At 67.5% G+C, this 16,823-nt stretch carries 17 protein-coding genes and 1 pseudogene; 6 read left to right on the top strand and 12 right to left on the bottom strand.

Features of this window, described 5'->3' with window-relative positions; all coding sequences use genetic code 11:
• Positions 1 to 10: 10 nt before the first annotated feature.
• The 12 genes from LMJ30_RS01040 to LMJ30_RS00985 all read right to left on the bottom strand — a co-directional run bounded on the left by LMJ30_RS01040 (position 11) and on the right by LMJ30_RS00985 (position 12,188).
• On the bottom strand, positions 11 to 430 hold the full coding sequence (locus LMJ30_RS01040; protein WP_229430477.1) for a hypothetical protein: 420 nt from the start codon (positions 428 to 430) through the stop codon (positions 11 to 13).
• Positions 431 to 444: 14 nt separating this feature from the next.
• Positions 445 to 933 (bottom strand): hypothetical protein, encoded by a 489-nt coding sequence (locus LMJ30_RS01035; RefSeq protein WP_229430476.1) that lies wholly within the window; start codon positions 931 to 933, stop codon positions 445 to 447.
• A 19-nt stretch (positions 934 to 952) separates the two neighbouring features.
• On the bottom strand, positions 953 to 2,047 hold the full coding sequence (locus tag LMJ30_RS01030; protein WP_229430475.1) for a formate dehydrogenase subunit gamma: 1,095 nt from the start codon (positions 2,045 to 2,047) through the stop codon (positions 953 to 955).
• 13 nt (positions 2,048 to 2,060) lie between these two features.
• Positions 2,061 to 2,279 carry a hypothetical protein gene (locus LMJ30_RS01025; RefSeq protein WP_229430474.1) on the bottom strand — a complete coding sequence of 73 codons (219 nt, stop codon included), beginning with the start codon at positions 2,277 to 2,279 and terminating at the stop codon, positions 2,061 to 2,063.
• Complete coding sequence (fdh3B, locus tag LMJ30_RS01020; protein WP_229430473.1) at positions 2,276 to 2,947, bottom strand: formate dehydrogenase FDH3 subunit beta; 672 nt, start codon at positions 2,945 to 2,947, stop codon at positions 2,276 to 2,278. The genes LMJ30_RS01025 and fdh3B overlap by 4 nt, the downstream gene beginning before the upstream one ends.
• A 31-nt stretch (positions 2,948 to 2,978) precedes the next feature.
• Complete coding sequence (locus LMJ30_RS01015; RefSeq protein WP_229430472.1) at positions 2,979 to 5,861, bottom strand: molybdopterin-dependent oxidoreductase; 2,883 nt, start codon at positions 5,859 to 5,861, stop codon at positions 2,979 to 2,981.
• A 27-nt stretch (positions 5,862 to 5,888) separates the two neighbouring features.
• Positions 5,889 to 6,107, bottom strand: coding sequence for a formate dehydrogenase (locus LMJ30_RS01010; protein WP_229430471.1), 219 nt, complete (start codon positions 6,105 to 6,107; stop codon positions 5,889 to 5,891).
• A gap of 20 nt (positions 6,108 to 6,127) precedes the next feature.
• Positions 6,128 to 6,796 (bottom strand): TorD/DmsD family molecular chaperone, encoded by a 669-nt coding sequence (locus tag LMJ30_RS01005; RefSeq protein ID WP_229430470.1) that lies wholly within the window; start codon positions 6,794 to 6,796, stop codon positions 6,128 to 6,130.
• A 163-nt stretch (positions 6,797 to 6,959) separates the two neighbouring features.
• Complete coding sequence (locus tag LMJ30_RS01000; protein WP_229430469.1) at positions 6,960 to 8,168, bottom strand: serine hydrolase domain-containing protein; 1,209 nt, start codon at positions 8,166 to 8,168, stop codon at positions 6,960 to 6,962.
• Between the two features lie 217 nt (positions 8,169 to 8,385).
• Positions 8,386 to 9,015, bottom strand: coding sequence for an SAM-dependent methyltransferase (locus LMJ30_RS00995; protein ID WP_229430468.1), 630 nt, complete (start codon positions 9,013 to 9,015; stop codon positions 8,386 to 8,388).
• Between the two features lie 34 nt (positions 9,016 to 9,049).
• Positions 9,050 to 10,453, bottom strand: coding sequence for an APC family permease (locus tag LMJ30_RS00990; protein WP_229430467.1), 1,404 nt, complete (start codon positions 10,451 to 10,453; stop codon positions 9,050 to 9,052).
• A 109-nt stretch (positions 10,454 to 10,562) separates the two neighbouring features.
• Entirely contained in the window at positions 10,563 to 12,188 is a 1,626-nt protein-coding gene (locus LMJ30_RS00985; RefSeq protein WP_229430466.1) for a M28 family metallopeptidase, read from the bottom strand.
• Positions 12,189 to 12,325: 137 nt separating this feature from the next.
• Here LMJ30_RS00985 and LMJ30_RS00980 point away from each other — a divergent pair, with 137 nt between their 5' ends.
• The 6 genes and pseudogenes from LMJ30_RS00980 (at position 12,326) to LMJ30_RS00955 (ending at position 16,763) form a co-directional block, all read left to right on the top strand.
• Positions 12,326 to 12,841 (top strand): hypothetical protein, encoded by a 516-nt coding sequence (locus LMJ30_RS00980; RefSeq protein ID WP_229430465.1) that lies wholly within the window; start codon positions 12,326 to 12,328, stop codon positions 12,839 to 12,841.
• 115 nt (positions 12,842 to 12,956) lie between these two features.
• Entirely contained in the window at positions 12,957 to 13,502 is a 546-nt protein-coding gene (mepK, locus tag LMJ30_RS00975; RefSeq protein ID WP_229430464.1) for a peptidoglycan L,D-endopeptidase MepK, read from the top strand.
• Between the two features lie 70 nt (positions 13,503 to 13,572).
• Positions 13,573 to 13,785 (top strand): annotated as a pseudogene (locus LMJ30_RS21810) (MEDS domain-containing protein); the annotation flags it as partial.
• Positions 13,786 to 13,907: 122 nt separating this feature from the next.
• Positions 13,908 to 15,572 (top strand): putative bifunctional diguanylate cyclase/phosphodiesterase, encoded by a 1,665-nt coding sequence (locus LMJ30_RS00965; RefSeq protein ID WP_229430462.1) that lies wholly within the window; start codon positions 13,908 to 13,910, stop codon positions 15,570 to 15,572.
• 58 nt (positions 15,573 to 15,630) lie between these two features.
• Positions 15,631 to 16,458, top strand: coding sequence for a hypothetical protein (locus LMJ30_RS00960; RefSeq protein ID WP_229430461.1), 828 nt, complete (start codon positions 15,631 to 15,633; stop codon positions 16,456 to 16,458).
• Positions 16,455 to 16,763: a hypothetical protein gene (locus LMJ30_RS00955; protein ID WP_229430460.1), complete on the top strand. Its 309-nt coding sequence runs from the start codon at positions 16,455 to 16,457 to the stop codon at positions 16,761 to 16,763. Before LMJ30_RS00960 ends, LMJ30_RS00955 begins: the two co-directional genes overlap by 4 nt.
• Positions 16,764 to 16,823: the final 60 nt, after the last annotated feature.

The raw sequence follows: 16,823 nt of genomic DNA, 5'->3' as shown, positions 1-16,823 counted from the left end.
GCTGTTTCCTTTACTTTTTTTGCTGGTAGGGCTTCGACGGCGCTTTTTTCACGTCGGCGCTGGGGGCGGCGGTGCCGCTTTTTTCGCTGGTCATCGGCGCAAGCTTGGCGGCCGGCCCCATCACCCCGCCAGGTTGGCCCGACGGGCTGGTCTGGGTGTTCGGCTGCACCAGCGCCGGCAGCGGGGCGGCAAGCGACACCGGGGGATTGGCCTTCCAGCCTTCGCTGGCGGCGCGGCTGCGCCAGCGCGCCGACAAGGCGTCCATCGACGCGACCAGCGCCAGCTTGTCCTTTTCGGCCTGCGCCGCGGCCTGGGCCTTTTTCTCGGCAGCTAGCTGCGCCTGGGCCGGCGTGGGTGGCGGCAGCCTGGCCAGCCCCAGTGCGGGCATGGCCAGCAGCAGCAAGACCGTCGTGGTTTTTATCAGGGACATGGGATCACCGTTGTTCAGGGTTGGGGCGGGCGGGGCGGCGGCTCGCTGCCCGCCGTCGGTATCTGGCCGATGGTGGGGGCCGTGCCGCCACGCGGCGAGGCGCCCGCGGGGGGCACGGTGCCCACAGGCGCGGCCGACGGCGCAGGGCCGCCCGGCGCGATTGGCGCTACCGGGCCGGCGCCCGCTCCGGTCACCGGCGCAGTGCCCGACGATGGGCCCTGCCCCGCTTCGACGACGGTGCCCGCGGTGGCGGCGCCACCGGTGTTGCCGCCGCTGCCGCCGGCAATGCCCGGGGTGCCGCCCGCGTAGGTGGCGTCGGTTTCAGGGCGCGCGGTGCGCGCCATTACCGCACCGCTGGTGCCGCCGCCGGCGGTAATTTGTCCGGGGAAGGTGGTCTGGCGCACGCCGGTGGTCGCGCTGGTGGCGGCAAGGTCGCGCTCGCCGCAGCCGCCGGCCAGGGCCAGCAGCGCCAGCGCCGCGGGAAGGTGGAGATGTCGTTTCATGTGCCTTTTCCCTGCAAGGTCAGTGCGCGCGGCCGGGACTGGTCGTATCCGGCCCATAGGGGCCGGAACCCGGCGGCGCCGCGCCCGGGGTGCCGTCGATCACTTTCTGGTACCAGATCTCGTGGTGGGTGCGCGCCCATTCCTCGTCGACCGTGCCGTGGCGCATGCCCTCGTAAGCGCCGGGCGTGCCCAGGGTGCCGATGTAGATGTGGCCGAGCGAGGCGGCGATGTACAAGGTGGCGCCGACGATGTGCAGGATGTTCGCGACCTGCAGCACGTAGCGGGTCTGGCCGACGGTGACGAAATCGAGTATCAGCCCGGTGACCGACATCACGAGGCCCAGCAACACCACGCCGCCCCAGAACCAGATTTTTTCACCGGCATTGAAATAATCGGCGGGAATATGCTTGTGGCTGATCAGCCCCCCGCCCTGCTTGATCCAGGTCCAGTCCCAGCGCCGGAAGACATTGCGTCGCAGGAAGGTGAAGAACATGATCACCGAACAGACGATGAACAGCGGCCCGATGAAGTTATGCACGTATTTGGAAATGATGGCCAGCCATGAGAAGGCGGTGGCGCCGACCAGGGGAATCAGGAGCTTGCCGAACATGATCAGGAGGCCAGTGACGGCGAGCAGGATGAAGCTGATCGCCGTGGCCCAGTGCACCAGCCGTTCCCATGCGGTGAAGCGGACGATGCGCCGCCCCGATTCGCGCTGCTCGACGCGGGCCGGCCCCGCCATCAGGTAAAAGCCGAACAGCAGCAGCGGCACCACCAGCAGCACGGTGCCGCTGAGGGTGGCCATGGGGCCGTTGCGCAGCACGCGCCAGGTATTGCCGCCCCGTTGCAGGATGACGTTGCCTTCGCTGGCGCCGTATTGCCCGAGGAAGTTGCGGTCGACATGCACCTTGCCCGATGCCGACGAACCCCACCCGGGCGAGCGCGCCACCGAATCGTGTTCGGCCTGCATGATGGTCTGTTCCTCGGCATAGGCCGGCACCGCATCCTTGTTGGGCACCTCGGCCCGGGCGGCTGAAGGCAGCAGCAGCAATGCGCACAGCAGCGCCAGCAAGGCGGCAAACGGCAGCCGGCGCAGGAGGTCGATCGGAGTCATTGTGTGTCCTTCCTCATGGCATGGCGCGCAGGTACTCGTTCTGCTTGAGCGTGCGGTTCTGGATCGCCGCCGACCACGCCAGCTTGTCGTTGTGAAACCAGACCTGGTACGGCAGGTTGTCCGGCTTGCCGGCGATCTGGCCTTTCACCCATACCGGGTGCTGCTCGACTTCCAGGCAGCCGCCGAGCAAGGCGCACAAGGCTGCCAGCGCTGCGATGCGCGCCGGCCTCATGTCGGGAACCTGCGCGGGTTGTTCTGGGCGTCGCCGGTGTCCTGGTTCTCGCGCCTTGCCTTGGTCGCCTCGGTGCGCTGCTTGCGTCCGTAGGCGATTTTCCAGCCCCACAGTTCCGGGCCGTAGCCGCGGATTTCCACCCGCTGCCGGTAGATGTCGGCGATCACGTCGGCGTCGCCGGCCAGCAGGGCCTTGGTCGCGCATTGCTCGGCGCAGGCGGGCAGCTTGCCTTCGGCGATACGGTTGCGCCCGTACTTCTTGAACTCGGCCGAGGAGGTGTCGACTTCCGGGCCGCCGGCGCAGAAGGTGCACTTGTCCATCTTGCCGCGGTGGTTGAACATGCCGGTCTCGGGGAACTGCGGGGCGCCGAACGGACAGGCGTAGTAGCAGTAGCCGCAGCCGATGCACTGGTCCTTGCTGTGCAGGACGATGCCGTCTTCGGTATGGTAGATGCAGTTGGTCGGGCACACCGCCAGGCAGGGCGCGTCGGTGCAGTGCATGCAGGCGACCGAGATCGAGCGCTCGCCCGGTATCCCGTCGTTGATGGTGACCACCCGCCTGCGGTTGACGCCCCACGGCGTCTCATGCTCGCTCTTGCACGCCGTAACGCAGCCGTTGCAGTCAATGCAGCGCTCGGTGTCGCAAATGAACTTCATCCTTGCTGCCATCTTCGTCTCCTGTTGTTCGCGCGGGCAGCCCTCAGGCGGCCGCCAGCCTGCATAACGACACCTTGGTTTCCTGCATCATCGTCACCGCGTCGTAGCCATAGGTCCAGCCGGTATTGACCGCTTCGCCGCGCGCCAGCGGCGCCGCGCCGGCGGGGTATTTTTCCAGCTGGTCTTCGCCCATCCACCATCCGGCGAAGTGGAAAGGCATCCAGACGATGCCGGCCGGCACCCGCGGCGTGACCATCGCCATGATCTTCAGGCGCGCGCCGCTCGGGGTTTCGACCCACAGGTAGCGCCCGGTCTGGACCCCGGCCTGGGTGGCGTCGTGCGGATTGACTTCGATGAACATGTTCTGCTGCAGCTCGGCCAGCCATGGGTTGGAGCGGGTTTCGTCGCCGCCGCCTTCGTATTCGACCAGCCGGCCCGAGGTCATGATCAGCGGGTAGTCCTTGGCGAAGTCGACCGTCTGCACCGACTTGTAGAGGGTCGGCAGGCGCCAGAAGTTCGCCTTGTCGTCGTAGGTCGGGTATTTGGCCACCAGGTCGCGGCGTGGCGACATCAGCGGTTCGCGGTGCACGGGTACCGGGTCGGGGAAGTTCCACACGTTGCAACGCGCCCTGGCATTGCCGAACGGCGCGCAGCCATGCGCGATGACGACCCGGATGATGCCGCCGGAGGCATCGGTTTTCCAGTTCTTGCCTTCGGCCTGGGCTTGCTCGGCCGGGGTCAGTTCGCTCCACCAGCCCAGCTTTTTCAGGAACACGTGGTCGAATTCGGGGTAACCGGTGTCCAGTTCACTGTCCTTCGTGGCCGAGCCGTCCGCCGCGAGCAGGGTCTTGCCGTCGCGCTCGACGCCCCAGTTGGCGCGGAACGGCAGGCCGCCCTCGGCCACCGACTTCGACTCGTCATACAGGATCGGCGTGCCCGGGTGCTTCATTTCCGGCGTGCCCCAGCATGGCCACGGCAGGCCGTAGTAGTCGCCCTTGCAGGGGCCGGCCTCGGCGCGCAGGGTGGTCGGGTCGAAGGTGTGCTTGTTTTCCATGTGCAGCTTGAGGCGCTCGGGCGAGCAGCCGGTGTAGCCGATGGTCCAGCACGAACGGTTGATCTCGCGCAGGATGTCCTCGATGACCGGCTCGTTGTGCACCACCTTGATGTTCTTGCAGAACTCGTTCGCGAAACCGAATTTTTTGGCGAACAGGTACATGATCTCCTGGTCGGTCTTGCACTCGAACAGGGGCTGGATGACCCGCTCGCGCCACTGGATGCTGCGGTTGGACGCCGTCACCGATCCCTGGGTTTCGAACTGGGTGGTGGCCGGCAGCAGGTAGACGCCGTCCTGGCGCCCGTGCATGGCGGCGGTGGCGGTCGGATAAGGGTCGATCACCACCAGCAGTTCCAGCTTTTGCATCGCCTCCTTCATGTCGGGCAGGCGGGTCTGGCTGTTGGGCGCGTGGCCCCAGTACAGCACGGCGCGCAGGTTGGACGGCTGGTCGACATAGTCGTTCCGCTCCAGCACGCCATCGAACCAGCGCGATACCGTCAGGCCCGGCTTTTCCATCAGCTCCTTCGAGCCGTAGCGCGACAGCAGCCAGTTGTAGTCGACGCCCCAGGCATTGGCGAAATGCTTCCAGGCCCCTTCGGCGATGCCGTAGTAGCCGGGCAGCGAATCGGGATTCGGGCCGACGTCGGTGGCGCCCTGCACATTGTCATGGCCGCGGTAGATATTGGCGCCGCCGCCCGCCACGCCGATGTTGCCAAGCGCAAGCTGCAGGATCGACAGCGCGCGCACATTGGCGGTGCCGACGTGGTGCTGGGTGATGCCCATGCACCAGACCACCGACGAGGGCCGGTTCTTGGCCAGCATCTCGGCCGCCATGAACACGGCCGACTCCGGCACGCCGGTGACGTCCGATACCTTGTCCGGCGTCCATTTGGCCACTTCCTTGCGCACTTCTTCCATGCCGTAGGTGCGCTGTTCGATAAAGGCCTTGTCTTCCCAGCCGTTCTGGAAGATGTGCCACAGCAGGCCCCACACCAGCGGGATGTCGGTGCCCGGCCGCACCCGCACGTAGTGGTCGGCAAAGCGCGCGGTGCGGGTGAAGCGCGGGTCGATCACGATCATCTTCGCGCCCAGCTCCTTGGCGTGCAGGAAGTGCAGCATCGAGATCGGGTGCGCCTCGGCCGGGTTGGAGCCGATGAACAGCACCGCCTTGCTGAAGTGCAGGTCGTTGAACGAGTTGGTCATCGCGCCGTACCCGAAGGTCTGCGCCACGCCGGCCACGGTGGTCGAGTGGCAGATGCGGGCCTGGTGGTCGCAGTTGTTCGAGCCCCACATCGACGCGAACTTGCGCATCATGTAGGCCTGCTCGTTGTTGTGCTTGCTGCCGCCGATGATCATGATCGAATCGGGCCCGGCCTGCTGGCGCAGCGACAGCATCTTGTCGCCGATTTCGTGGATGGCCTGGTCCCACGAGATGCGCTGGTATTTGCCGCCGATGAGCTTCATCGGGTAGCGCAGCCGGTGTTCGCCGTGGCCGTGCTCGCGCACCGAGGCGCCCTTGGCGCAGTGGGCGCCCATGTTGATGGGCGAATCGAAGGCCGCCTCCTGGCGGATCCAGACGCCGTTGCTGACCACGGCCTCGATCGAACAGCCGACCGAGCAGTGGGTGCACACGGTGTGCTTGATTTCGGGCGGCGCGGCCGCGGTGGTTTTGTCGGCGGCCTGGGCCGGCTGGATCACGTTGAGCGGCAGCTTGCGCGCCAGCGCGGCCGCGCCCGCCGTTACCCCGGCGCCGACCAGGAAGGAGCGGCGCCGCAGCGTGGCCCCTGCCGAACGGCTTATCCCCTGGGGCAGCGCGGCGCTTGCCGTGGACGCGCCGCTGCCAGCAGTCTTGTCAGTCTTTACCAGCGTCATGGAGTAGTGCTCCTGTGCTTGCCCGCCTTACCAGTAGCGGGCGGTACTGTAGTACTTCTGGATGTGTTCGGTAACGCGGTAGCCCTTCGCTTGCGGCGCGGCCGCGGCCGGCTCCGGCGCGGGCGCGGCCTCGGCGGCACCGCCGGCAGCCGCGGCCGCCAGCACGCCGAGCGCGCCGGCGCCCCTGGCCGCCTTCAGGAACGAACGCCGCGATTCATCGGGCATCTCGGTATCGTGCTTGTCCATGTGTACTCCGTTGGCGCCGCTCACGCGGCTTCGCATTGTTCGCCGAGCGCGAAGGCTTCGGCTTCGACGTCGAGGAACGCTTGGGCAAAATCGGCGACCAGGCGGTAGAAGTTCGCCTCCGGGGCCGAGCGGATGTCGTGCAGGCAGCGCCCGTACCAGGACGCGATATGGGTGTCGAAGAACTGCTGCTGCAGCGCCAGCGGCTGCATGGCGCCGCCGCCGGCCCCGCTGATCATCAGGCGCATCGCTTCGCACAGGGCGCCGAGGTGGTCTTCCATTTCGCGCTGGCCCGGCGCGCGCCCCAGGCCGAGGCGCGCGAGGTCGTCGCGCAAGGCCACCAGCGGCTTCTCGTTGATGAAGCCGGACAGGTAGAGCGAAGCGTAGGGGTTGATGCCGGGGGTGCCGACGCTGATGAACAGCGCGTCGAATTCTTCCGCCACGGCGCGCTCGTCCATGACGCCGGCGGCGAGCACCAGGCGTTCCCAAGCGCGGTCGAGCGGATGGCCGGACTGGCCGGCCACGATGGCGTCGGCGCCCGCGAGGGTCGCCAGCATTGGCGCGTCGGGGGCGGCATGCAGCATGCGCGCAAGCAGCGCGTACATGTCGGCGCGGGCCTGTTCCTCAGGCGCCACCGCCATGCCATCGCTTGCGCCTGCATCGAGCTGCCCTGCTGTCGGCGGCTGCCTCACATGACCCCCTGTCGTAATGGACAAAACCGAGTCTATGCGGGTATGTATATCTTGTCTACCCCGCACGATTGCCGAGCAGGGAAGATTTTTTTACAAGCTGTGCAGGGGAAGACGCGGCCCGGCCCCTCCGCATTCACGGGCGGCGCCGCGTTCGCGGGCCGCCTTACCTGGCCGGGTTTGTCTTGTGCAGTGCGGCGAAATCGAAGCCGTTGACGGCTTCGGCGGACAGGGTCCCGAGGCGCGCGTACAGGTCGAGGATGTTGTTCCGGTCGTCCGGATACACCCGGTTCGACAGCAACACATAGAAGGTGCCCGACGCCGGGTCGATCCACAGGATGCAGCCGGTGAAACCGGTATGGCCGTAGCTGCCCAGCGGGAACAGCTTGCCGCGCGGGCGCGCGAACGGCGAGTCGATGTCCATGCCCATGCCGCGCTGGGCCACGATGGCCGGTCCGGTCTGCGCTGTCGTCATCAATCGCACGCTGTCGCGCGACAGCACCCGCACCCCATCGAGCTCGCCGCCGGCCAGCAGCATGCGCGCGAAGCGGGCCAGGTCGGCGGCGGTGGTAAACAAGCCGGCCGAGCCGGCCACCCCGTCCATCCGGCGCGCGGTCGGGTCGTGCACCTCGCCCTGCAGCAGGCGCAGGCCGTCGCCGGCAAGGCGCTGGGTGGGCGCGATGCGGGCCGCCTCCAGCGCCGCCAGCGGCACGAAGCGGCTGTCGCGCATGCCCAGCGGCGTAAAGATGCGCTGCCGGGCGAAACGGTCGAGCGGCTGGCCCGAGACGCGCCGCACCAGCTCGCCCAGCAAGATGTAGTTGACGTCCGAATAGCGGAACGCCGTGCCGGGAGGGTCGGTCGGGGTGCGGCTGCAGGCCAGTTCAAGCGCGCGCGCCAGCCCGTGCCAGCCCGGGGTGGCCGGCAAGCCGGCCGGCAGGCCCGAGGTGTGCGTCAGCAGGTGGCGCACGGTGATCGGGTCGCGCCCCTGGCCGGCGCATTCCGGCAGGTAGCGCACCAGCGGCGCGTCGAGCGCGATGCGGCCTTCCTCGGCCAGCAGCATGACCGAGGGCGCGGTGGCCACGATCTTGGTCAGCGAGGCGGCGTCAAACACGGTCGCGGGCGTCACCGCGGCGGCGCCCTTTTCATAGCTGTAGCTGCCGTAAGCCTTCTGGTAGGCCATGCCGGCGCGTTCGAGGTGGAACACCGCGCCCGGCATGCGCCGTTCGGCAATCACGCTGCCGATCGCATGGTCGATGGGCGCGAAGCGCGCCGCATCGAGCGGGGCCGGGCGCGGCCCCAGCCAGGCGCAGCCGGCCGTGCTGAAGGCGATACAGGCGCTGGCGGTCATGGTAATCGCACGGAGGAGCACCCTCATTGGCAGGTCGGCATGGCGTAGTCCAGTCGGAGAATGGGCGGTTGAACGAAGGCCGGCTCCGCTTGGCGAACACGGCTGTACGCGAAAAGCATAGATAGTTCGCCCGGCCAGGTCAAGGCCGCAGGCCGATCCGCCACCTCAGGCCGGCAGTCCAGCGGCCAGCTTCGCCGCCGCCCTTGCCCCCTTCCGCGCTGCCTGCCCCGCCGCGGCACTGCCCTCAGCGCCCTGCGCGCCCGCCCGCTGCGGCGCTGCGCCGCGCCGCCCGCTTGTTGGCCTCGGTGATGGTCCAGTAGTAAATCGTGCGGCCGTCCACCTCCTCTACCCGCTCCGGCGGCCACTCGTCGCCCATGTCGAACGCGTGCGAGACCACGCGCGTGCCGACCTTGAGCTGCTTCCACAATTGCGGGCGCAGGTCGCGGTTGACGCTGTTTAGCAAATACAAGGTCACCACACTGGCCTTGGACAGGTCGGTCTTGAACAGGTCACCGTTGATGAACTGGACCTTGCCTTCGACCCCGGCTTCGCGCGCGTTCTCGCGCGCTTCGCGGATGCGCTGCGGGTCGAGGTCGATGCCGACGCCGCGCGCGCCGTAGCGTTTGGCCGCGGTGATGACGATGCGGCCGTCGCCGCTGCCGAGGTCGTAGATCAGGTCGTCGGGCTGCACCTTGGCCAGGTCGAGCATGCGGTCGACCACCGGCTGGGGCGTCGGCACGAAGGGCACGTCCAGGCGCGGCGACTGGCTCCAGGCCTGGGCGACGGCGGCGCCGGCAAGCAGCAGCAACAGGGCCAGCCGGGACAACAGGCCGGCCAGGCCGGGGGGATGTTCGATGCGGTGCGGGTATCTCATGTTGACTCCTTAAAAAGACCGATGGAAGAAGGGATCAGGCCGCCGCAGGCTTGCGGCCCGCGGCCAGCAGCAACAGGCCGCCCAGCGCCAGCACGGCGACCCCGACCCACGCCGCGTTCCATCCGCCCAGCGACTGGCTGTACACGTATGACAGGCTGGACCACAGCATGTAGGCGCACATGGCGCAGAAGGCCAGCGGCACGAAAGGAAACAGCGGCACCCGGAACGGCCGCGCGGTGGCCGGCTCGCGCACGCGCAGCACGAACAGCGAGAGCCCGGCCAGCAGGAAGAACAGCCAGAACACGGGGGCGGTGAATTCGACCATCGACTTGAAGCCGCTGCCGGTCCATGCGCCGGCCAGCACCAGCAGCAGCGCGGCGGCGCACTGGACCCGCAGCGCGTTGGCGGGGGTGCCGCGGCGCGGGTCCCACACCGCCAGCCGGCGCAGCAGCGGCCAGTCGCGCCCGGCCGCGTAGCTGCAGCGCGCGCCGACGATGATGGTGGCGTTGATCGAGGTGAGTGCGGCAATCGCGATGACCAGCGAAATGATGGCGGCGCCGGGTGCGCCGAAGGCGGCGCGCAGCAGGTCGGCGGCCACGGCGTCGGAGCGGCTCATGGCGGCCATGCCGAGGCCTTTCCAGTAGGCCCAGGTGACCAGCAGGTAGAGCGCGGTGATGATCAGCAGCGACAGCACCAGCGCGCGCACCATGTTGCGGCGCGCGTCGAGCAGCTCGGCGGAGAGGTAGGCCGCCTCGTTCCAGCCGCCGTAGGTCAGCAGCACGAACACCATCGCCAGGCCGAACGATGCCGGCCAGGCCGGCGCCGCGGCGGCCGGGTCGGCCGGCGGCGCGCCCCCGCCCGCCACCAGGAACAGCGCGGCAAACACGATCAGCACCAGCCCGCCCACCTCGATGGTGGTCAGCCAGGCCTGGGCGAAGGTGCCCGCCTTCACGCTGCGCATGTTCAGCCACGACAGCGCGATGATGGCCAGCGCGGCGTAGGCCGCCGCGCCCCACGGCGCCTGCGGGTCGCCCAGCGGCAGCACGCGTTGCATGTAGTCGCCGAACACGAAGCCGAGCAGCGCGATGGAGCCGGTGGCGATGACCGAGAAGCGGGCCCAGGCAAACAGGAAGGACACCTGGCGGCCGTAGGCGCGACGCAGGAAATGGTAGTCCCCGCCGACGTGGGCGTAGGCGGTGCTGAGCTCAGCGTAGCAGAGCGCCCCGGCCACCGACATCAGCCCGCCCAGCGCCCAGGCCGCAAACATCCAGCCGGGCTGGCCGGTGAGGCCGGCCACCAGCGCCGGCGCCTTGAAGATGCCGGCGCCGACCACCACGCCGATGATCAGCGCAACCGCCTCGGCCAGCCCGATCACCTGGCGCGGGGCGGCGGCGCCGGCGGCGACGGCAGCTTGCTGGTCGGGGGGAAGTTTGGCCATGGGGAAGCACGCGCGGTAGTCGGGGTCCATGTAGGATGGACCTGCGCGCGCTTCGTTTTGGCATTCGGTCGCGCGCTTGAGGCATCTCAATCATGCCCGCGCGGCCCGTTTATTTCGAGAACGTATCGCCGAAGAAGTCGTCCTTGTTCCAGGCCGGGCGCGCCGGCGCGTCGGCGATCTCGCGCGCGATCATGTAATTGAGCTGGGCGAAGCGCGCGGCGGCGTCGTAGTTGATCGGCTGGGTCAGGTCGTCGTTGGGCTGGTGGTAGCGTTTGGTGAGGAATTCGTTCCACAGCCTGCCCGGGTTTTCGTCCTTGCGCGCCGAGCCCATGCCGGTGGCGAGGAAGATCGACGGAATCCCCTGGCGCACAAACATATAGTGGTCGGAACGGGTGAACAAGCCCATTTCAGGCCACGGGTCGGCAATCAGGTCCATCCCCATTTTTTTCAGCGCGCGCGTGGCGGTGTCCTTCAAGGTCGAATGCTCGGCGCCGAACGCCATCACATTGTTAAAGTCGTAGACCAGCAGCGGCATGTCGAGGTTGACGTTGGCCACGATCGAGCCGCGCGGCACGGTCGGGTTGGTGGCGAAGTAGTCGGCGCCCAGCAGGCCTTTTTCCTCGCCGGTGACGGCGATGAACAGGACCGAGCGCTTCGGCTTCACGCCCGAGGCCGTAAACAGGCGCGCCGCTTCGATCAGGGTTGCCACGCCAGTGCTGTTGTCCATCGCGCCATTGAAGATATTGTCGCCGCTGCGCTCCTTGACCTGGCCAAGGTGGTCGAGGTGGGCGGAAAACACCACGTATTCGTGCTTCAGCACCGGATCGCTGCCTTCGATCATGCCGGCCACGTTGCTGCTGGCCACCTCGCTACGCACGCTCTTCTTGAACATGCGCATCGACAGCTTCAGGTCCAGGCGCGGCAGCGGCCGGTTGGCCTGGGCCAGCGCGTAAATGTCGTCGAGCCGCAGGTCGACTTCCGAGAACAGCTTCTTCGATGCCGGAATGCTGAGGCTGATCCGGTTCTGCATGGCCGCCGCTTCGCGCGCCGGCGTGCCGTCGGCCTGCACCCAGCTCATCGACGGGATATGGCGGTAGTCCCTGTTCCTGGCAAACGGCGCGGCCTTTTCCGCCACCGGGGTCTGCAAGGTCACCATGCCGACCGCGCCGTGCTGCAGCGCCAGGCTGCGCTTGTGCTCGCCGCTGGCGAAATGGGCCCCCTCCTCGGTCGGGAAACTGCCCGGCTTACCGGACAGCACCACCACGATCTTGCCTTTCACATCGATGTTGGCGTAATCGTTGTGGCGCAGGCGGTCGGCGTGGATGCCGTAGCCGACGAACACCAGTGGCGCCGCCACCTCGGACTGGTCCTCCAGCAAGCTGCCGCTGACCGCGTAATCGTCGAGATAGGCAAGCGTTTCGGCGCCGCGCGCGCTGCGCAGCTCGACCACCGGCGACTCCTGCACCAGCCGGGTCGCGCGCAGCGGCACATGTTGCAGGAAGCCGCCCTTGTCGCCCGCCGGCCTGACCCCGTACTGGAGGAACTGCGACGCCACGTAGCGGGCCGCGATGTCGTAGCCGCGGCTGCCGGTTTCGCGGCCCTCGAGCAGGTCATCGGCCAAAAAGCTCAGGTGGGCGCGCAGCATGTTCTTGTCGGCGACGGCTTCGGCGCCGGCGCTGCAACTGGCGGCCAGCGCGAGCATGCCGCTGGCAAGGATCAGTCGGTGTTTTAGCACGGTAATTCCTCGGGGATTCGGGGGGTGGATCGGAGGCACACTCTAGCAGATGCGATGGGCCGATGGTGCTGCACTGCAATGTGTCGGCAAACGTGCGGCGCTTGCCATTTTGGTATTGACGGTACAAGATAGGCGGCATGAACAATCCGACACTGCTCCGCTCCGCGCGCTTTGGCGCGCTCGCCCTGTTGCTAGGCCTGGCCGCCTGCAGCGGCGTTTCCGCTAACGGCGATGCGCCCGCGGCGCCCGTGCCGCCCGCGGCTGCGCCGCCCGCGTCCACGTCACCGTCACCGTCACCGGCGCCGGCCCCGGCTCCGGCCCCGGCGCCAGGCGGGCAGGCCCACCTGGCGCTGTGGAAGAAGATCCAGGACGAAATCGGCACTGCCGAGTGCGACAACGCCAGCCAGTGCCGCACCATGCCGGTCGGCCACAAGGCCTGTGGCGGGCCGGAAGGCTATGTAGCGTACTCGACCAAGTCGGGCAACAGCGCGCGCCTGCTGGCGCTGGGCGAGCAGTATGCGGCGGCCCGCAAGGCCGAAAACGAGCGCAGCGGCATGTTGTCAAACTGCATGGTTGAACGCGACCCGGGCGCCACCTGCGTGGCCAATCGCTGCGTGCTGGTCAAGGGCGGCGCCGGGGTCAGCGCCGAATAAGGCTTGCCAGGCTGGCAAGCCCGCCAGGGATGGCGGCGTGCATGCGCACGGTTGCATGCACGCTTTGGCTCGTCCGTGTATCATGGAAGGTCTGTGAACATGGAGGAGGACCACCATGAACCAACGCCGTTCTTTCCTGAAAAGCTCAGTCGTCCTGGCTTCTGCCCTCAGCGTCCCGGCCTTTGCCCGCGCTGCCCAAACCACCAAAGTCGAGCCTGTCGAGCGCACCTTGCGCCTGTACAACACCCACACGGGTGAGAGCCTGCGCAGTATTTTCTGGGCCGAGGGTCAGTTCGTGCCTGACGCACTCAAAGACATCAACAAGCTGCTGCGCGACCACCGCAGCAATACCATCGCGGAAATTGATCCGCAGCTGCTGATGCTGCTCGACCGCGTGTCCGGCAAATTCGGCGGCAGCGATGTGTTGCACGTCATTTCCGGCTACCGTTCGCCGGAAACCAACCGCAAACTGGCGGCGGCCAGCGGCGGCGTGGCCCGCCACAGCATGCACCTGGACGGCAAGGCCATCGACATCCGCCTGCCGGGGCGCGACCTGGCGCAGCTGCACAAGGCGGCGCTGGCGGCGCGCGGCGGCGGTGTCGGCTACTATCCCAAATCGCAGTTCGTGCACATGGATACCGGCCGCGTCCGTACCTGGTAGCAACGGGGGGCTGAACTCAGCCCCCCACCCCCGTGTCTAATGGTCTTTCTCACCAAAGCAGGTGAAGGCAATGCACAGTCACGGGCCGCAAGCACACCTGGTCCAGTTTTACGAAAACGACCGATTCCTCATCAACGGGCTGGCCGATTTCATCGGTTCGGCCCTGTCCGCCGGCGACAAGGGCATCGTCATCGCCACGCGCAAGCACCTCGACCAGCTGGAAAAAACGCTGGCCCAGCGCGGCCTGCCCGGCGCTGCGCACCGGGACAATTACATCCCGCTCGACGCCAACCACATGTTGCCGCTGTTCATGGCCAACGGCCTGCCGGACCAGACCCGCTTCCACGAAGCCATCGGCAATGGGCCTCCGACGCCCACCAGGGCGACGTCTACATTTTTGGCGAAATGGTGGCGCTGCTGTGCGCCGGCGAGTACTGCCATGTGCACACGGTCGGCAAGCACCAGGCCGCGATCCACGTCGAGAACTATTTCAACGAACTCCAGCAGCAGCACCCGTTCACCTTGTTGTGCGCCTATCCGCTGAGCGCCTTCCCGCATGGGGACGACCGCGCCATGTTCGGCGAGGTGTGCCGCCTGCATACCGAAGTGCTGCCGGCCGAAAACCTCGACATGGGCGCCGACCTCGACACCATGCGCCGCACCATCGCGCTGCTCCAGCAACAGGCTTACGCGCTGTCGACCGAGGTGTACGACCGCAAGCAGGTCGAACGGGCGCTGCGCGAAGTCAATTTCGACCGCCTGACCGGCCTGCCCAACCGCAGCGTGTTCCACGACCGCATGGAAATGGACATCAAGCGCTCGCGCCGCACCCAGCGTCCGGTGGCCCTGCTGTTCATCGACCTTGACCATTTCAAGGAAATCAACGATACCCTCGGGCACGCCACCGGCGACGTGCTGCTCAAACAGGTGGGCAAGCGGCTGGCCTCGTACGTGCGCGCCAGCGATACCGTCACCCGCCTCGGCGGCGATGAATTCACGATCACCCTGGCCGAACTGACCAACATTGCCACCGTCACCGACGTGGCCCAGAAAATCCTCGACGACCTGTCCCATCCGTTTCAGCTGGATGACGAAGTCGCCTATATTTCGGCCAGCATCGGCATCACCTTGTATCCGCAAGACGCCGCCAGTGTCGGCGAACTGCTGCGCAACGCCGACCAGGCCATGTACGAATCCAAGGCGCTCGGCCGCAACCGCTTCTGCTACTTCACGCACAGCATGCAGGAGGCGGCGCAGACGCGCATGGCGATCAGCAACGACCTGCGGCGCGCCATCGGCAATGACCAGCTCACCGTGTTCTACCAGCCCATCGTCGACATGCATGCCGGCGGCATCGTCAAGGCCGAGGCGCTGCTGCGCTGGCAGCATCCCGAGAACGGCGAGATCAGCCCGGTCGATTTCATTCCCATCGCCGAGCACACCGGCATGATTGTCGGCATCGGCAACTGGGTGTTCCAGCGCGCGCTCCAGCAGGCCGGCGAATGGCGCATCACGCAGCCGGACTTCACCGTCAGCGTCAATGTGTCGCCGGTCCAGTTTTACCGCAGCAACGAGGCCTATTACCGCGAATGGCTGAACAACTGCAAAACGCTGGGCGGGCCGCCGGGCGCCGGGCCGGCCGTCAGCATTGAAATCACCGAAAGCCTGATGATGGCGTCGGACGAAACCGTGATGGACAAGCTGGCCGCCTTCCAGAACGCGGGCATCAAGATCTCGCTCGACGACTTCGGCACCGGCTACTCGTCGCTGTCCTACCTGCGCAAGTTCAACCTCGACTACCTGAAGATCGACCAGTCCTTCGTCCACAACCTGGAACAAGATACCGCCAACTGCGCGCTGTGCGAAGCCATCATCGTGATGGCCCACAAGCTCGGCCTGAAGGTGATCGCCGAAGGCATCGAGACGCCGGGACAGCGCGACATGCTGGCCCGCGCCGGCTGCGACTATGGCCAGGGCTACCTGTTCGGCCAGCCGATTCCCGCCGACCAATTCGATGTGCTGCTCAAAAATGCGCCGCCCCGGCTCGCCGGCCAGCCTGTCCACGCCTGACCCGGCGCGGCACGGCAGCGGTGCGCCGGACACAGGCGCGAAGGCCTAAACTTGGCCCATGTTCACACCCTTGCTCCCAGCCGCCGCCCTGGCCATGCTCGCGTCGACGGCCGCCGGGCCGGCGCTGGCCGCACAGGACAGCCAGGCCGCGGCGGCGCCGGTTGCAACCGTGCACGTTCCCTATGTGCGCGACCCGGTTGACAAGTCCTACCGCAAGATGATCAATGGCATGGACAGGTTCGCGCGCGACCGCGCCTACGCGCCCGCCGCCATCCTGCGCTTTCGCCTGCTGCCCCGGCTGCCGAACGCAAAGATGGAAGGCATCACCTTGCGCGTGGCGGGCGACAACATCACCTTGCCGATCAAGCTTGCCCCGGACAACAGCTTCACCCTGGAACGCAATGAGCAGGCGCTACGCGAGGACGCGGCCGTCGTCGCCAACCGCAAGTCGACCAGCATGACCTGGCGCGCCTGGGTGCAGACGCCGGGCCTGCCGGAAGGAAGCCGGCGGCTGGGCGACCTGCGCCTCGAATGCCGGGTCGGCATGGATTCCGGCCTGATCTCGAACACCTCGCCGATGTTCGCCTGGCTAACCAACGCGCTCACCGACACCGAGCAGGTCTGCTCCTCCGAGGACGGCAACTACCTGTTCTTTGCCGAGCGGCCCGTGTTCAGCGTCACCCTGCGCCACGGCGGCCGCAGCGAAGTGCTGCCGTTCAAGCTGCTCTACGCAGGCGGCAATGAAACGAAAGCGTCGCTGCCCTTCTGCGACTGCCAGGTGCTGCTCGACCGCAGTTACTACGCGCCGCTGTGGGACAAGTCCTGGCCCGACGACACCCTGGTCGAGTTCGAGTACATGGAAGATCCACCGGGAGCGCCGCAATGAATCGGCTGCGCACCCGCGTGTTGCCGGTGCTGTGTGCGCTGCTGGTGCTGGGCGCCTGCGCCAGCGCCCCGCCGCCGCCCGGCACCGTCGTGACCGCGGCGCGCTTCGCGCAGGCGGTAGTCCCCGGCGTCACCACCCGGGCCGAGCTCGCCGCCAGGCTGGGCAGCACCCGGTCCGTCGTGTTCGACAGCGGCTATGAAGCCTGGCTCTACCTGTCCCCGGCCGGCGCCGGCCGCTACACCGAGTTTGTCGTGCTGGTCGGCCCCGACGGCGTGGTCAGGAAAGCGCGCACGCGCGATCCCTGATGCCGCGCCCCCTATACCTGGCCGTTCCCGCGCAAGCGGGAATCCGAGCTGGGGCGCCCG

This window comes from Massilia agrisoli (assembly GCF_020831365.1).
GTDB classification, from domain to species: domain Bacteria; phylum Pseudomonadota; class Gammaproteobacteria; order Burkholderiales; family Burkholderiaceae_D; genus Telluria_A; species Telluria_A agrisoli.
The sequence above is the reverse complement of the archived record's forward strand: the minus strand, read 5'-3'. Positions and strand labels throughout refer to the sequence as shown.

What these genes read in the sequence shown, in the direction of transcription:
- LMJ30_RS00980 (WP_229430465.1), top strand. Translation starts at nt 12,326, where the DNA reads ATGAACAATCCGACACTGCTCCGCTCCGCGCGCTTTGGCGCGCTCGCC.
- LMJ30_RS00965 (WP_229430462.1), top strand. Translation starts at nt 13,908, where the DNA reads ATGGTGGCGCTGCTGTGCGCCGGCGAGTACTGCCATGTGCACACGGTC.
- LMJ30_RS01015 (WP_229430472.1), bottom strand. Translation starts at nt 5,861, where the DNA reads ATGACGCTGGTAAAGACTGACAAGACTGCTGGCAGCGGCGCGTCCACG.
- LMJ30_RS01040 (WP_229430477.1), bottom strand. Translation starts at nt 430, where the DNA reads ATGTCCCTGATAAAAACCACGACGGTCTTGCTGCTGCTGGCCATGCCC.
- mepK (WP_229430464.1), top strand. Translation starts at nt 12,957, where the DNA reads ATGAACCAACGCCGTTCTTTCCTGAAAAGCTCAGTCGTCCTGGCTTCT.
- LMJ30_RS00955 (WP_229430460.1), top strand. Translation starts at nt 16,455, where the DNA reads ATGAATCGGCTGCGCACCCGCGTGTTGCCGGTGCTGTGTGCGCTGCTG.
- LMJ30_RS01030 (WP_229430475.1), bottom strand. Translation starts at nt 2,047, where the DNA reads ATGACTCCGATCGACCTCCTGCGCCGGCTGCCGTTTGCCGCCTTGCTG.
- LMJ30_RS01035 (WP_229430476.1), bottom strand. Translation starts at nt 933, where the DNA reads ATGAAACGACATCTCCACCTTCCCGCGGCGCTGGCGCTGCTGGCCCTG.
- LMJ30_RS01010 (WP_229430471.1), bottom strand. Translation starts at nt 6,107, where the DNA reads ATGGACAAGCACGATACCGAGATGCCCGATGAATCGCGGCGTTCGTTC.
- LMJ30_RS00995 (WP_229430468.1), bottom strand. Translation starts at nt 9,015, where the DNA reads ATGAGATACCCGCACCGCATCGAACATCCCCCCGGCCTGGCCGGCCTG.
- LMJ30_RS00990 (WP_229430467.1), bottom strand. Translation starts at nt 10,453, where the DNA reads ATGGCCAAACTTCCCCCCGACCAGCAAGCTGCCGTCGCCGCCGGCGCC.
- LMJ30_RS01000 (WP_229430469.1), bottom strand. Translation starts at nt 8,168, where the DNA reads ATGAGGGTGCTCCTCCGTGCGATTACCATGACCGCCAGCGCCTGTATC.
- fdh3B (WP_229430473.1), bottom strand. Translation starts at nt 2,947, where the DNA reads ATGGCAGCAAGGATGAAGTTCATTTGCGACACCGAGCGCTGCATTGAC.
- LMJ30_RS01025 (WP_229430474.1), bottom strand. Translation starts at nt 2,279, where the DNA reads ATGAGGCCGGCGCGCATCGCAGCGCTGGCAGCCTTGTGCGCCTTGCTC.
- LMJ30_RS00960 (WP_229430461.1), top strand. Translation starts at nt 15,631, where the DNA reads ATGTTCACACCCTTGCTCCCAGCCGCCGCCCTGGCCATGCTCGCGTCG.